This is a genomic window from Leisingera sp. NJS204, assembly GCF_004123675.1.
Classification (GTDB): domain Bacteria; phylum Pseudomonadota; class Alphaproteobacteria; order Rhodobacterales; family Rhodobacteraceae; genus Leisingera.
This window is the reverse complement of the sequence record NZ_CP035417.1, coordinates 2,855,400-2,867,655: the sequence shown is the minus strand read 5'-3', so window position 1 is coordinate 2,867,655 and position 12,256 is coordinate 2,855,400. Positions and strand designations below refer to the sequence as shown.

Below are 12,256 nucleotides of genomic sequence, written 5' to 3'. Positions count from 1 at the left end.
TCCCCTCAATCGTCGCCATGGGTCCAGCTCGACCACGGGCTTTCGGCGCTTTGCGGCCGGTAGCGGCGGTCGTATTCGGCGGCGTAAAGACAGCTCTCGTCAAAACCTTCGCCCTTCAGCACCGGTCCCACCAGGATCAGCGCAGTGCGCGAGATCTTCTCGTCCAGCGAGGCCTTCAGGGTTTCCAGTGTCGCCCGGATGATCTGCTGATCCGGCCAGCTGGCGCGGTAAACCACCGCGACCGGGCAGTCTGCGCCGTAGTGGGGCGTGAGGCTCTCCACCACATGATCCAGATTGCCGATCGACAGGTGGATCGCCAGCGTGGTGCCGGTCCGCGCGAAATTCTCCAGCGACTCGCCCGCGGGCATCGAAGACGCCCGCCCCGGTGTCCGTGTCAGCACCACCGACTGGCCAAGGCCGGGCAGTGTCAGCTCGGTTCCCAGCGCCGCAGCCGCCGCGGCAAAGGACGGAACACCGGGGGTGACGCTGACTGGAATGCCCTCGGCCTTCAGCCGCCGGATCTGCTCACCCATTGCGGACCACACCGACAGATCGCCGGAATGCAGCCGTGCCACATCCTGACCCGCCGCGTGCGCCGCCTTGATTTCACCCACAATGGTGTCCAGATCCATCGCCGCCGTGTTCACCACCTTGGCGTCCGCCGGGCAGTGACTCAGGATTTCCTCCGGCACCAGCGAACCCGCATACAGGCACACGGGGCAGGAAGCGAGGATATCGCGCCCGCGCAGGGTCAGAAGATCGGCAGCGCCCGGTCCGGCGCCAATGAAGTGAACGGTCATGGCTCAAGTCTCTCTGCTATGGCCGCGGTGGCAAGCCCATCCGCGGTGACAACTCTGGGGGCGAGCAGGCGTGATTTTGCGCCCGCTGCCCCATGGCGCGCCCCGGCCAGCGCCGCGGCTTCCGCCAGCGACCCGGTGCCGAACCGCGCCTTGATCCGGGGCGAGCAAGTCAGCGTCTGCTCCCCGGCAATATCCTGTTCCTGCAGTGAAATCACTGGCAGGCCGATGGTTTGGGCAAACGCTTGCATGACAGGCGCAGCGGCTTTCTCCGCAACCGAAGCCAACGCATCCACACGCTCCCCGGTCAGCGCCAGCGCGGCCTGCAAATCCGCCGCCGTGGCGGCGGCGCGAAAGCCGATCCCCGCCACTTTCATCGCGTGACGCTCCACTGAATAACGGGCCGCGCCCGTCGCCAGTCGCGCATGGTTCCCAAGGGGCCGGCCTCGGCGATCTCGGCCTTCAGCAGATGACCGCCGCGCGTCGCATGGGCCTGCATCAGCAGCGTTTCCGTTTCCAACGTGACACCATTGGCCACCAGCCGGGTGCCCTCGGGCAGCATGTCCCACAGGTGGTCCAGCAGCTCTTGCGAGCCGCCGCCGCCAATGAACACACAATCGGGCAGGGAGTGGCCGTCCAGCACATCCGGCGCCTTGCCCGGCACCGCGGTCATTCTGTGGTCCAGACCAAAGGCGGACGCATTGGCGCGGATGTTCTCCAGCCGGCTCTCGCGCGGCTCAAAGGTAATGGCCCGTGCACCGGGGGCGGCCAGGCACCACTCGACCGAGACCGAGCCGGAGCCGCCGCCAATATCCCACAACAGCTCTCCCGCACGCGGCGCCAGCGCCGACAGCGTCAGCGCCCGGATGGGCCGCTTGGTGATCTGCCCATCGCTGATGAAATGCGCATCCGCTAGACCCGAAGCCTGCGGCAGCCCGGGCCGCATGGCCTCGATGGCCATAAGGACCGGAGCCCCCCCGGCGCCAAATCCCATTCCCCGGCAGTGGTAAGGAACAGCCGTTCCTTGGGGCCGCCAAGCCGCTCCATCACACACAGCTGCGCATCCGGCTGGCCATTCGCAACCAGCCAGGCCGCCAATTCCGCAGGCGCCGCCCCATCCCGCAGGGTGCAGATCACCCGCACACCCCGGCCCAGCAGCGGCAGCAGCCGCGTGTAAGGTGCTGCATGCAACCCCAGGCACAGGACCTCTTCCAGCTTCCAGCCCAGCCGGTTTGCCGCCAGCGCAAAACACGATGGCGCCGGGTGCGACACCCATTCACCTGCCTCCAGATCCCGCATCAGCGAGCCACCAGCGCCATGCCAGAATGGATCACCCGAAGCCAGCACGGCGACACGCCGTCCGCGTGCGGCCAGGACGGGTTCAGTGGAAAACGGCACCGGCCAGGGCTGCCCTTTGGCGCTAGCCTCCACCAGCTCCAGGTGCCTTGGGCCGCCAAAGATAACTTCGGCCCCGGCCAGCGCCTTCCGGCTTGCATCACTCAGGCCTTCCAGTCCATTTTCGCCCAGACCGATGATCGTAAGCCACTGTCTCAAAGGGCCATCAGACATGACACGCATCCTTCTTCTGGGCGGCACCACCGAGGCCTCGGCACTGGCCAAGACCCTCGCCGAGGGCGGCGCGGATGCGGTGTTCTCTTATGCGGGGCGCACCGCCAAGCCGGTCAGCCAGCCGCTGCCCACCCGCGTGGGCGGTTTCGGCGGCGTGGAAGGGCTGTCTGCCTATCTGAAGGCCGAAAGCATCACCCATGTGGTGGATGCCACGCATCCTTTTGCGGCACAGATGAGCACCAATGCGGTTCACGCGTGCACGGCGGCAGGCACGCCCCTGTGTGCTTTTGAACGCCCGGCCTGGCAGGCGGGGAAAGATGACCGCTGGATCCACACGGACTGCATCGAAGGCGCGGTGAACGCTCTGCCCACGGCAGCGGCGCGGGTGTTTCTGGCGATCGGCAAGCAGAACCTCACCCAGTTCGCAGCCAAGCCTCAGCATCATTACCTGCTGCGGCTGGTGGATGCGCCGGAGGCCCCTCTGCCGCTGCCGCATGCCACTGTCGAAATCGCCCGCGGACCGTTTGACGCGGCGGGTGACACCGGCCTGATGCAGCGCCATGGTATCACTCATGTGATCGCCAAGAATGCCGGCGGCGCGGGCGCGGCGGCCAAGCTCACTGCCGCGCGCGACCTCGGCCTGCCGGTCATCATGATCGGCAGGCCACAGGTGCCCGTGCGGCCCATAAAGGGCAGCGTGGCAGAGGTTATGGCCTGGCTGTCCCATTCCCCCGTTTAACCCTCAGCTGCGAAGCGGGGGGTGTAGACGTAATTGCCGACCCGCCGCGTGTCGCGGTTCCCGACAATCACCACGGTGCGCATGTCGGCCATCTCGGGTGTTGCATCCTTCAGCGGCACCGTCAGTAGCTCTTGCCCCGGCTTGGTCACATCACGGGCAAAGGTGATCAGCGTCTCCGCGCCGCAGGCTTCGCGCAGGATTTCCAAAGCGCGGGCAAACTGATGCGGCCGCGACTTCGAGCGCGGGTTGTAAAACGCCATCGCCAGACCAGCCTCACCGACCAGCTGCAGACGCTTCTCAATCAGGCTCCAGGGTTTCAGGTTGTCGCTGAGGTTGATGGCGGCAAAATCATGCCCCAAGGGCGCGCCAATGGCGGCCGCGGCAGCCAGCATGGCGGTGATTCCGGGCAGCACCTTGATTTCCAGATCCAGCCACTCGGGGTGGGCTTCCGCACTGTTTTCCAGCGCCTCGAACACGGCAGAGGCCATCGCGAAGACCCCCGGATCGCCGGAGGAAACCACGACAACGCGCTTGCCTTCGGCGGCCATCTCCAGCGCATGGGTGGCGCGGTCGACCTCGACCCGGTTGTCAGTGGCGTGCAGGGTCAGCCCCTCACGCGGCTCGATGCGTTTGACATAGGGAATATAGCCAACGATATCAGTAGCTTCGTCAATGATGTCGCGCACTTCCTGCGTCACCAGCGCGTCGTTTCCGGGGCCGAGGCCGGCAATCACCACCCAACCGTTTTGCGATAGTTTCATGGCCGGCGCCCCTGTCCGTGAACCAATACGATGGAGAAGTAAGGCACCTCACCGTCGATCTCCGACAGCTTCTGCACAGTCTGCCCCGGCATGGTGCCGCGTTCAACCAGCCAGGCGTCATCTGCGCGGCCCGCACGCTCCAGCGCCCGGCGCAGCTTGGGCAGGTTGCGGCCGATCTTCATCACCACCAGCGCGTCGGTTTCCGCTGCGCGCTTGGCCAGCTCATCCTCGCTGAGGGTCGCCATTGCCACGGTCAGCACATCGTCCCCCCAGGTAATCGGCTGGCCGGAGGCGGTCCAGCAGCCGGACATGCCGGTGATGCCGGGGATAATCTCCTGCGCGGCGCGGCACTGCAGGCGGGTGTAGAGATGCATATAAGAGCCATAAAGGAACGGATCGCCCTCACAGAGCACCACCACGTCCTCGCCTTTGGCAATCTCGGCCAGAGTGTCTGCCCACTGATCATAAAACTCCGACAGAACCCGGTTGTACTCGGGGTCCGAGAAATGGATCTCGGTCGTCACCGGGTATTCCATCGCGTGTTCGGTGACCCCGTCTGCCAGCATCCCCTCGACGATGGCGCGGGCCTGGCCCTGACGGCCGGCTTTGCGGAAATAGGCGATGTGGCGCGCGCCGGAGATCACCCGGTGCGACCGCACGCTCATCAGGTCGGGATCCCCGGGGCCAAGCCCGGCGCAGATGACTTTACCCTTGGAAACGGTCATGGGTTACTCTTTCCAGCTCGCCAGCGCGTTAACGGCGGCGACGGTGATTGCGGAGCCGCCAAGGCGGCCTTTGACGATCATTGACGGCACCGGCAGGTCCTGCATCAGCGCATCCTTGGATTCCATCGCACCGACAAAACCCACCGGGCAGCCGATGATCGCGGCAGGGCGGGGGCAGGCGGGGTCTTGCAGCATATTCAGCAGATGGAACAGCGCGGTGGGGGCGTTGCCGATGGCGACCACGGCGCCTTCCAGTTTCGGGCGCCACAGTTCCAGCGCCGCCGCCGAGCGGGTGTTGGACATCTCCTTGGCCATCTCAGGCACCTTGGGGTCGCGCAGGGTGCAGATCACCTCGTTGTCCGCGGGCAGGCGCGGGCGGGTGATGCCTTCGCTGACCATATAGGCGTCGCATAGGATCGGCGCGCCTTTGGCAAGTGCTGCGCGGGCGGTCTCGGCCATGCCGTCGGAAAAGCGCACATGCTCTTCCAGCCCCACCATGCCGGCGGCGTGGATCATGCGCACGACGACGCTTTCCTCGTCCTTGTTGAAGCGGGCCAGATCGGCCTCGCGGCGGATGGTGGCAAAGCTTTCGGCGTAGATCGCCGCGCCGTTGGTTTCATAGGTGTGGCGCATGTCAGCTGCCCTCTGTCAGAAGTTCGGGAGCGGCGCGCAAGGCATCGGCGCTCAGGTGGGTCTTTAGCGGCTGATCCGCGGCGGTGCCATGGCGGATCAGGGAGAAGTCGTCTTGGGAGGTTGCGGTCAGGGTGAGCGGCGCCGGACCGGGACAGGCACAGCCCTTGGCACAGCCGGAGACATGCAGACGCGTCCCCGCGGGGACATGCGGTGCCAATTGCCGTGCCAGATCACGGGTGGAAGACAGCGCCTGCAGGCAGCCGGGTGCGCCGGTGCAGGCGATGACCTGCAGGCGCGGATCCGTTGCATCCAGGATCAGGCCGGGTAGGGGCGGCAGGCTGGCGGCCCCTTCCACCAGCAGCGCGCGCCAGGGGGTCAGGCGGATTTCGCCGTGATCCGCAAGGTCTGCCAATGTGGCGGCGGGCATCTGGCCGAATTCCAAAGCGGCGAGTGTCCCCGCGGGGACAGCGCCCGGTTTTGCGGTGAATCCGGCCCCTGCCACCGGTGCGGCATGCGCCGCCGGCGGCCCGCGGCGCGCAATGAGACGGCGCATCCTGCCACGGCCCTCGGGTGCGCCGCCTTGTTTCAGGAACCAGCGGGCAAGGGCGAGGGCTTCGGGGGCGGCGGATTCACGTGTGACGGGCAGGCCGGTGCCGCAACCGTCGGCGCGCAGGATGAGGGCCCCGCCTGTGCGCTCAACGCGGATGTCGGCGGCGGTGTCCTGCAGGACCGGCGCCGCGCCGCAGTCGACAGCAAAGCCGAACTTGCCGGGCAGGGTGAGGTCTGCGGCGGCGGTCAGTGCGGCGCTGAGATCAGTGGCGATGGCGTGGGTGTCGTCGCCCGTTGCCCAAAAAGGGGCGGGGAGGACATTGCGGCGGGCTTCGGCGCTAGCGTCCGGGTCGATCAGGCCAAGATCGCGCAAGGCTTCGATCAGCTCTGCGTGGGCGTCTTCGCGGATGCCGCGCATCTGCAGGTTGGCGCGGGCGGAAATGTCCAGCAGGCCGTTGCCGAATTCTTGCGAAAGTCTTGCCACACCGCGCGCCTGGGTTACGGAAAGTTTACTAAGCGGCGCACGCACCCGCACCACCAGACCGTCGCCGGACATCATCGGCCGCAGCGCGCCGGGGCACCAGCCGTAGACCTTGGGTTCGGGCGCGCCGCTCATGCGGCGCCCTCCAGACCGGCCATGATCGAGTTGCGCCGGGTGCTCCAGAGGCCCGCGTCATACAGCGCGCGGAAGCGGTCGCGCATGGCGGCGAGCGCCTCCGGGTTTTCACGCTCCATAAAGTCCACCAGATCATCGCGGCCCAGCGTTGCCTCGAAATAGAGGTCAAACAGATGCGGCTGCACCACCTGCGCCAAATGGGCAAAGGCGGCCATGTGGTCGAGAGTTGCCGCAACCTCTGCCGCACCGCGGAAACCGTGGTTCATCATCGAAGTGGCCCAGTCCGGGTTGGCAGCACGGGCGCGGGTGACGCGGGCAATCTCCTCGCCCAAGCTGCGCGCTTGCGGCTTGTCCGGGCGGGTCGCGTCCATGTGGTAGAGAGCGGGCGTTTTCTGGCCGATGCGGGCCATTGCGGCAGCAAAGCCCGCCTCATGCGCGGCATAGTCCGAGGCCACCAGCAGGTCGGTTTCCGGCAGATCCTGCAAATGCACAAAGCTGTCGGCGCCTTGCAGACGGGTCTCCAGTGCCTCGCGGGCGTCGCTTATGGCGCCCTTGGCGTCGATGGCGTGGGAGGAGGCGTTGAGCCAGGCTTCGCCTGCGGCAGCGCGGGCCTCGTCGGTGTAGTCGTCCAGATGCGGGTTCATCGAGAGGCCGTACTGGCCCGGTTTGGGACCGAAGACGCGCGGGATTTCGGTGAGATAGGGGTTGTCTGTTTGCGCTTCCTCGCGCTGGGCGAGGGCGGCGGCGGCACTTTCGAACATTTGCGCCAGCCCCGGGAACACGTCGCGGAACAACCCGGAGACCCGCAGGGTCACATCAATGCGGGGGCGGTTCAGCATCGACAGCGGCAGCACCTCGAAGCCGGAGACGCGTTCGGAGCCTTCGTCCCACTTCGGTGCCAGCCCTGCGAGATGCAGCGCCATGGCAAACTCCTCGCCCGCGGTGCGCATGGTGGCGGAGCCCCAGAGGTCGATCACCAGCCCCTTGGGCCAGTCGCCGTGGTCCTGAAGGTGGCGGCGCAGCAGCTCTTCCGCCAGTTTGACCCCTTGTGCATGCGCCGCCCGCGACGGCACCGCCCGCGGATCGGTGGTAAAGAGGTTGCGCCCCGTCGGGATCACGTCCGAGCGGCCGCGGAAGGGCGAGCCGGAGGGGCCGGGCGTTACGATCCGGCCATCAAGGGCGGTGATCAGCCCTGCGCGTTCTTCGGCGCCGCATTGGCCGGTGCCGAAGATATGCAGGCCCTCGCCGTACTGGCTTTCCTTGATGTCGCAAACAAAGGCGTCGATGCGGGTGATCGCCTCGGCGGGGGAGGTGCCGGGGGTGAGGCCAAGGTCAGCCTCGACGCCGGTGCCTTGCGCCTCGGCGCGGATATCATCGATCAGCCGGTCGCGGCGCGCCGGATCAAGGCCGTCGGCGGTGGAGTATTCATCCAGCAGGCTTTCGAGCCGGGCCATGCCCTCAGGCAGGGTGGTTTGTGCCAGTGGCGGGGGCAGGTGGCCGATGGTGACGGCGCCGATGCGGCGCTTGGCCTGTGCTGCCTCGCCGGGGTCGTTGACGATGAACGGGTAGGCGACAGGCAGCGGGCCGGTCAGAACCTCGGGCCAGCAGGCGCCGGAGAGCGCCACCGCCTTGCCCGGCAGCCATTCCAGGGTGCCATGGGCGCCGATGTGGATCAGCGCATCGGACTGGGAGCGCAGCCAGAGATAAAAGGCCACATAGGCGTGGCGCGGGGTGCGGTCGAGGTCGTGGTAATCGTCGACGCGGGTCTTTACCTCGCCGCGTTCGGGTTGCAGCGCGATCAGGGCTTTGCCAGCGCGCAGAGCCTTGAAATGAAAGGCGCCGTTGCGGCAATCCGCGTCTTGGTCCGGGCTGCCCCAGGCCTCTGCCAGAGTGTTTTGCAGGTCTTGCGGCAAGGTGGCGAGGGCGGTTTTGTAGTCGGCCAGCGGGACGCTGAGGGTCTCATCCATCAGCCGCAGGCCGGTATTCTCCTGCGGCTCCACGGTATAGCCCTGATCCCACAGCGCGCGCAGGATTTCGTCGCAGGAGGCCAGCGCGTCGAGGCCGACGGCATGGGCGAGGTTGTGGTCTCTGCCGGGGTAAGTGGAGAGGATCAGAGCGAGGCGTTTCTCTGCATTCGGCAGTTTTGCCAGCCGCAGCCAGCCGTCGACGCGGTCAACAGCGGCTGTTACGCGGTCCGCATCGGCGCGGTGGGCAAAGCGGGAATACTGCAGGTCCGGGTCTTTCCGGCCTGGGGATTTGAAGCTGATAACGCCTGCGAAGATGCGGCCGTCGACTTCGGGCAGGACGACATGCATGGCGAGGTCAGCAGGCGACAGACCCCGGTCGGCCCCGGCCCAGTCTTTCTTGCGGGCGGTGGATAGGGCGACCTGGAACACCGGGCAGCCGGTGGTTGAAAGCGGCGAGGCGCTGCCGTCGGTGCCTTGGGCCGAAAACGCAGTGGCGTTGACGATTGCGGCAGGGTTCAGTTCGGGGAGCCTCTCGCGCAGCCAGTCTGCGGCGGCGGGGGCCTTGAGGCTGGCGGCAACGAGACCATAGGCAGCATAGCCGCGGGCGCGCAGATCTGCGATCAGCGCATCCACCGGGGCGGTGTCGGCGGCGGTGAGGTAAGAACGGTAGAAGCTGACCAGAACCAGCGGTTTGTCAGGTGCCGGAAGGTTGGCCAGCACGCCTTTGGCTGGGTCGTAAAAGCCATGCTGCGGCATGGATTTGAGGCCCAGAACCGGGCCGGCATAAAGCCCTGCAGCGAGGGACAGCTGGGCCAGAGCGGCCTGTGCAGCAACGGCGCCGCCAGCGTCGCACAGCGCCTGAAGGCGGCGCAGGGTGGAGACCGGCAGGGTGGACAGCTCATCCAGCCGGGCATCCTCGCGCCCGTCAGCAGGCAGGATCGCCAGGGCAATGCCCTTGCGGCGGGCGAGGTCCTGCAGGGTGGCAAGCCCGTAGGACCAATAGCTTTCGCCGCCGATCAGGCGGACCAGGATGCCCTTGGCGCCCTCCAGCGTCTGTTCTGCATAGACGTCAACCGAGAGCGGGTGCTTGAGCGCCACCAGATTGGCGACGCGCAAGGAGGGCAGCGCGCCGTCCGCGCGGTGCCATCCCGCCGCAAAAGCGCCGAGGTCGCTGTCGGAGAAGGACAGCACCACAAGGTCGCCGGGCGTCTGCCCGAGATCCTGCGGGGTATCGGTCTCGTCAAGGCCGTGGCTTTCGCGGAAGACAACATGCATGGGTCAGGCCCTTTCGGAAAGAAGAGCAGAGGGCAGTGCCCGGCCTCGGGAGGAAGCGAAGCGCCCTCCCGTGGGGGAGGTCGGGCGCTGCCCGGCGTTGCCGCCGGGCGAAACCTTTAAAGTTTCGCCTTGGGGCATCAGCTTGAGGCCCCCAGCTCGGCGCGGATGGCCTGTTCGTCGATATCGTCATGCTCGGCGATGACCACAAGGGCGGTCTTGCGCGGCTGCGCGCCCCATGGCTGATCGTATTGGGCGCGCAGGCGCTCGCCCACGGCCTGAACCAGCATCCGCATCGGTTTTCCTTCCACCGCGACATAGCCTTTGACGCGCAGGATGTTGCGCTCGCGGGCGAGTTTCACGATGGCATTCTGCAGCGCTTCGGGGTCGGAGACTTCGCCCATTTCGACAACGATGCTTTCAAAATCGTCATGCTCGTGGTCGTGGTGGCCGTCGTGGTGGCTGGGGCGGGCGTCCAGATCGTCTTCGGCAGCAGCACCCAGACCCAGGATGATGCGCGGGTCGATGACGCCTTCGCTCATCGGCAGGATCGGTAGCTTGCGGGGTGCCTCGGCCTCGATCACGGCACGGGCCTTCTCGACGCCTGCGTCGCCGGCCAGATCGGCCTTGGACAACAGCACGATGTCAGCGCAGGAGATCTGGTCCTCGAACACTTCGGACAGCGGCGTTTCGTGGTCGATGCTGTCATCCGCCTCGCGCTGGGCCTGAACGGCGTCCAGATCAGGGGCGAACTGGCCTTTGGCAACCGCCTCGGCGTCCGCCAGGGCAATCACCCCGTCGACGGTGATGCGGGAGCGGATCGCGGGCCAGTCAAACGCCTTCAAGAGCGGCTTCGGCAGGGCCAGGCCGGAGGTCTCAATCACGATATGGTCGGGTTTTTCGGGCAGGGCCATCAGCTGTTCGATGGTGGGGATGAAGTCATCGGCCACGGTGCAGCAGATGCAGCCGTTGGCCAGCTCCATGATGTTTTCCGCCGGGCAGTTGTCATCGGCGCAGGATTTCAGGATGTCGCCGTCCACGCCGGCAGTGCCGAATTCGTTCACCACCACGGCCAGACGCTTGCCCTGCGGGTTCTGCATCAGATGGCGGATCAGCGTGGTCTTGCCTGCGCCCAGAAAGCCGGTGATGACGGTGACGGGGATCTTGTTGAGATCGCTCATGATTACTCCTCGGAGAAGAACTTGGCCGGCGGGATGCGGGCAACGGATTGTTTGCGGAAGGTCTGCGGGCGCTGGCGCCACGGCACGACGCCATCAGCGGTGCCGGCATAAGCCGCAGCACCTTCCAGAATTTCGGGGACATGCTGGTCCGGGTCGAGGTCGCCGTAGACATAAGTCCAGCGTTCTTCGCCGCCGATCAGCGCAACAGCGCAGCCGCGCTTGCACGACGACAGGCATTCGACGCCACGCAGACGGACGCCTTCGGGCATTCCGGCTTCTTCCAAGGCTGCATGCAGGATGGCGCCGGGGCGTGCTGCCTCGGGGTCGGCGCCCTCGCGGCGGCAGGTGAGGCAAACGGTCAGGGTGACCGGTCCCGGGGTGCTGGCAGATTGGCCTGCCATGTCGTCAGCCATTGGCGCGTCTCCTGTCGCGGCAGGGCGTGCGGGATGGCCGAAAAGGGGCCAGTCGTGCGAGCCCCTTACCCGGTCGCAGAACACCCCGTCTGCCCGTTGATCTCTCCTTCGCTGGCAGGTCTCCCGGCTTGCGGATGCCAAGGCGTGCGCCTTGCCGGCCATCCTGCCTTCCCGGGGATCACCCAGTGGCATGGCGGCCTCATCCGGTCACGGTCGCGGGGGCGGCTGTGCTTCGGCCCGAAAGCCTTCACATTCCCTCTTCGCCTGTTTTCACAGGAACCAGCTGAACCCCCTTGCGCTATCGTGCCCTTCTTTGTCAAGACATGGGTCAAACAGCTGGAGAGCCCCCAATGAGCGAAAAGTCTGAAACCGGCATCTCAGAAGAAGAAGCCGCCCGTCATACGTCCAAGATGGCCAAGAAAAAGGCCGCGCGCGACCGGATGATGAAGACTAAGGAGGGCGAAAAGGGCCTGATTATCGTCCACACCGGGCCAGGCAAGGGCAAATCCTCCTCCGGGTTCGGGATGATCATGCGCTGCATCGCGCATGGGATGCCGTCAGCCGTGGTGCAGTTCATCAAGGGCGCCTGGCAGACCGGCGAGCGGACATTGATCGAGGAGAATTTCAGCGATCGGTGCCAGTTCTATGCAATGGGCGAAGGCTTTACCTGGGAGACCCAGGACAAGGCGCGGGACATCGCTGCCGCGCAGAAGGGCTGGGAAAAGGCCAAGGAGATGATCCTGGATGAGCGCAACACCATGGTGCTGCTGGACGAGATCAACATCGCGCTGCGCTATGACTATCTGGACCTCGAAGAAGTGCTGGAGTTCCTGGTGGAGCAGAAGCCGCCGATGACCCATGTGGTGCTGACCGGGCGCAACGCCAAGGAAGAGCTGATCGAGATTGCCGATCTGGTGACCGAGATGGGGCAGGTCAAACACCCGTTCCGCGCCGGTGTGAAGGCGCAGAAGGGCGTGGAGTTTTAAGACGCTTTCAGAATGTCCCGCCCGGCCGATAGGCCGGGCCGCGCCAAC

11 protein-coding genes, 1 pseudogene and 1 riboswitch are annotated in these 12,256 nt (G+C 66.2%); of the genes and pseudogenes, 2 read left to right on the top strand and 10 right to left on the bottom strand.

Annotated features, from left to right (window positions below; all coding sequences use genetic code 11):
• Positions 1-5 precede the first annotated feature (5 nt).
• The 3 genes and pseudogenes from cobM to cbiE form a co-directional block, all read right to left on the bottom strand.
• The gene (gene cobM / locus ETW24_RS14125; protein WP_129371645.1) at positions 6-800 is read right to left on the bottom strand and encodes a precorrin-4 C(11)-methyltransferase; all 795 of its coding nucleotides are present in this window, start codon (positions 798-800) and stop codon (positions 6-8) included.
• On the bottom strand, positions 797-1,174 hold the full coding sequence (locus ETW24_RS14120) for a cobalamin biosynthesis protein (RefSeq protein ID WP_129371644.1): 378 nt from the start codon (positions 1,172-1,174) through the stop codon (positions 797-799). The genes cobM and ETW24_RS14120 overlap by 4 nt, the downstream gene beginning before the upstream one ends.
• Positions 1,171-2,366, bottom strand: a pseudogene (cbiE, locus tag ETW24_RS14115) (precorrin-6y C5,15-methyltransferase (decarboxylating) subunit CbiE). The gene ETW24_RS14120 and the pseudogene cbiE overlap by 4 nt, the downstream one beginning before the upstream one ends.
• On the opposite strand from cbiE, the gene ETW24_RS14110 reads away from it, so the two are divergent.
• Positions 2,365-3,105: a cobalt-precorrin-6A reductase gene (locus tag ETW24_RS14110; protein ID WP_129371643.1), complete on the top strand. Its 741-nt coding sequence runs from the start codon at positions 2,365-2,367 to the stop codon at positions 3,103-3,105. The pseudogene cbiE and the gene ETW24_RS14110 overlap by 2 nt on opposite strands.
• Here the strand turns inward: ETW24_RS14110 and cobJ are convergent.
• The 7 genes from cobJ to ETW24_RS14075 form a co-directional block, all read right to left on the bottom strand.
• Positions 3,102-3,866 carry a precorrin-3B C(17)-methyltransferase gene (cobJ, locus tag ETW24_RS14105; RefSeq protein WP_129371642.1) on the bottom strand — a complete coding sequence of 255 codons (765 nt, stop codon included), beginning with the start codon at positions 3,864-3,866 and terminating at the stop codon, positions 3,102-3,104. The two genes, ETW24_RS14110 and cobJ, sit on opposite strands and share 4 nt — an antisense overlap.
• On the bottom strand, positions 3,863-4,591 hold the full coding sequence (locus ETW24_RS14100; RefSeq protein ID WP_129371641.1) for a precorrin-2 C(20)-methyltransferase: 729 nt from the start codon (positions 4,589-4,591) through the stop codon (positions 3,863-3,865). Before ETW24_RS14100 ends, cobJ begins: the two co-directional genes overlap by 4 nt.
• A gap of 3 nt (positions 4,592-4,594) precedes the next feature.
• Positions 4,595-5,224: a precorrin-8X methylmutase gene (locus tag ETW24_RS14095; RefSeq protein WP_129371640.1), complete on the bottom strand. Its 630-nt coding sequence runs from the start codon at positions 5,222-5,224 to the stop codon at positions 4,595-4,597.
• A gap of 1 nt (position 5,225) precedes the next feature.
• Positions 5,226-6,389: a precorrin-3B synthase gene (gene cobG, locus ETW24_RS14090; protein WP_129371639.1), complete on the bottom strand. Its 1,164-nt coding sequence runs from the start codon at positions 6,387-6,389 to the stop codon at positions 5,226-5,228.
• On the bottom strand, positions 6,386-9,631 hold the full coding sequence (cobN, locus tag ETW24_RS14085) for a cobaltochelatase subunit CobN (protein ID WP_129371638.1): 3,246 nt from the start codon (positions 9,629-9,631) through the stop codon (positions 6,386-6,388). Before cobN ends, cobG begins: the two co-directional genes overlap by 4 nt.
• A gap of 137 nt (positions 9,632-9,768) precedes the next feature.
• A complete protein-coding gene (gene cobW / locus ETW24_RS14080; protein ID WP_129371637.1) occupies positions 9,769-10,809 on the bottom strand; it encodes a cobalamin biosynthesis protein CobW in 1,041 nt (346 codons plus the stop codon).
• Between the two features lie 2 nt (positions 10,810-10,811).
• Positions 10,812-11,222 (bottom strand): DUF1636 family protein, encoded by a 411-nt coding sequence (locus tag ETW24_RS14075; protein WP_129371636.1) that lies wholly within the window; start codon positions 11,220-11,222, stop codon positions 10,812-10,814.
• Positions 11,223-11,318: 96 nt separating this feature from the next.
• Positions 11,319-11,519, bottom strand: a riboswitch (cobalamin riboswitch).
• A 53-nt stretch (positions 11,520-11,572) separates the two neighbouring features.
• Between ETW24_RS14075 and cobO the strand changes: the two genes are divergently transcribed.
• Entirely contained in the window at positions 11,573-12,208 is a 636-nt protein-coding gene (gene cobO, locus ETW24_RS14070; RefSeq protein ID WP_129371635.1) for a cob(I)yrinic acid a,c-diamide adenosyltransferase, read from the top strand.
• Positions 12,209-12,256 lie beyond the last annotated feature (48 nt).

What these genes read in the sequence shown, in the direction of transcription:
- cobN (WP_129371638.1), bottom strand. Translation starts at nt 9,631, where the DNA reads ATGCATGTTGTCTTCCGCGAAAGCCACGGCCTTGACGAGACCGATACC.
- ETW24_RS14075 (WP_129371636.1), bottom strand. Translation starts at nt 11,222, where the DNA reads ATGGCTGACGACATGGCAGGCCAATCTGCCAGCACCCCGGGACCGGTC.
- ETW24_RS14100 (WP_129371641.1), bottom strand. Translation starts at nt 4,591, where the DNA reads ATGACCGTTTCCAAGGGTAAAGTCATCTGCGCCGGGCTTGGCCCCGGG.
- cobJ (WP_129371642.1), bottom strand. Translation starts at nt 3,866, where the DNA reads ATGAAACTATCGCAAAACGGTTGGGTGGTGATTGCCGGCCTCGGCCCC.
- cobW (WP_129371637.1), bottom strand. Translation starts at nt 10,809, where the DNA reads ATGAGCGATCTCAACAAGATCCCCGTCACCGTCATCACCGGCTTTCTG.
- ETW24_RS14110 (WP_129371643.1), top strand. Translation starts at nt 2,365, where the DNA reads ATGACACGCATCCTTCTTCTGGGCGGCACCACCGAGGCCTCGGCACTG.
- cobG (WP_129371639.1), bottom strand. Translation starts at nt 6,389, where the DNA reads ATGAGCGGCGCGCCCGAACCCAAGGTCTACGGCTGGTGCCCCGGCGCG.
- ETW24_RS14095 (WP_129371640.1), bottom strand. Translation starts at nt 5,224, where the DNA reads ATGCGCCACACCTATGAAACCAACGGCGCGGCGATCTACGCCGAAAGC.
- cobM (WP_129371645.1), bottom strand. Translation starts at nt 800, where the DNA reads ATGACCGTTCACTTCATTGGCGCCGGACCGGGCGCTGCCGATCTTCTG.
- ETW24_RS14120 (WP_129371644.1), bottom strand. Translation starts at nt 1,174, where the DNA reads ATGAAAGTGGCGGGGATCGGCTTTCGCGCCGCCGCCACGGCGGCGGAT.
- cobO (WP_129371635.1), top strand. Translation starts at nt 11,573, where the DNA reads ATGAGCGAAAAGTCTGAAACCGGCATCTCAGAAGAAGAAGCCGCCCGT.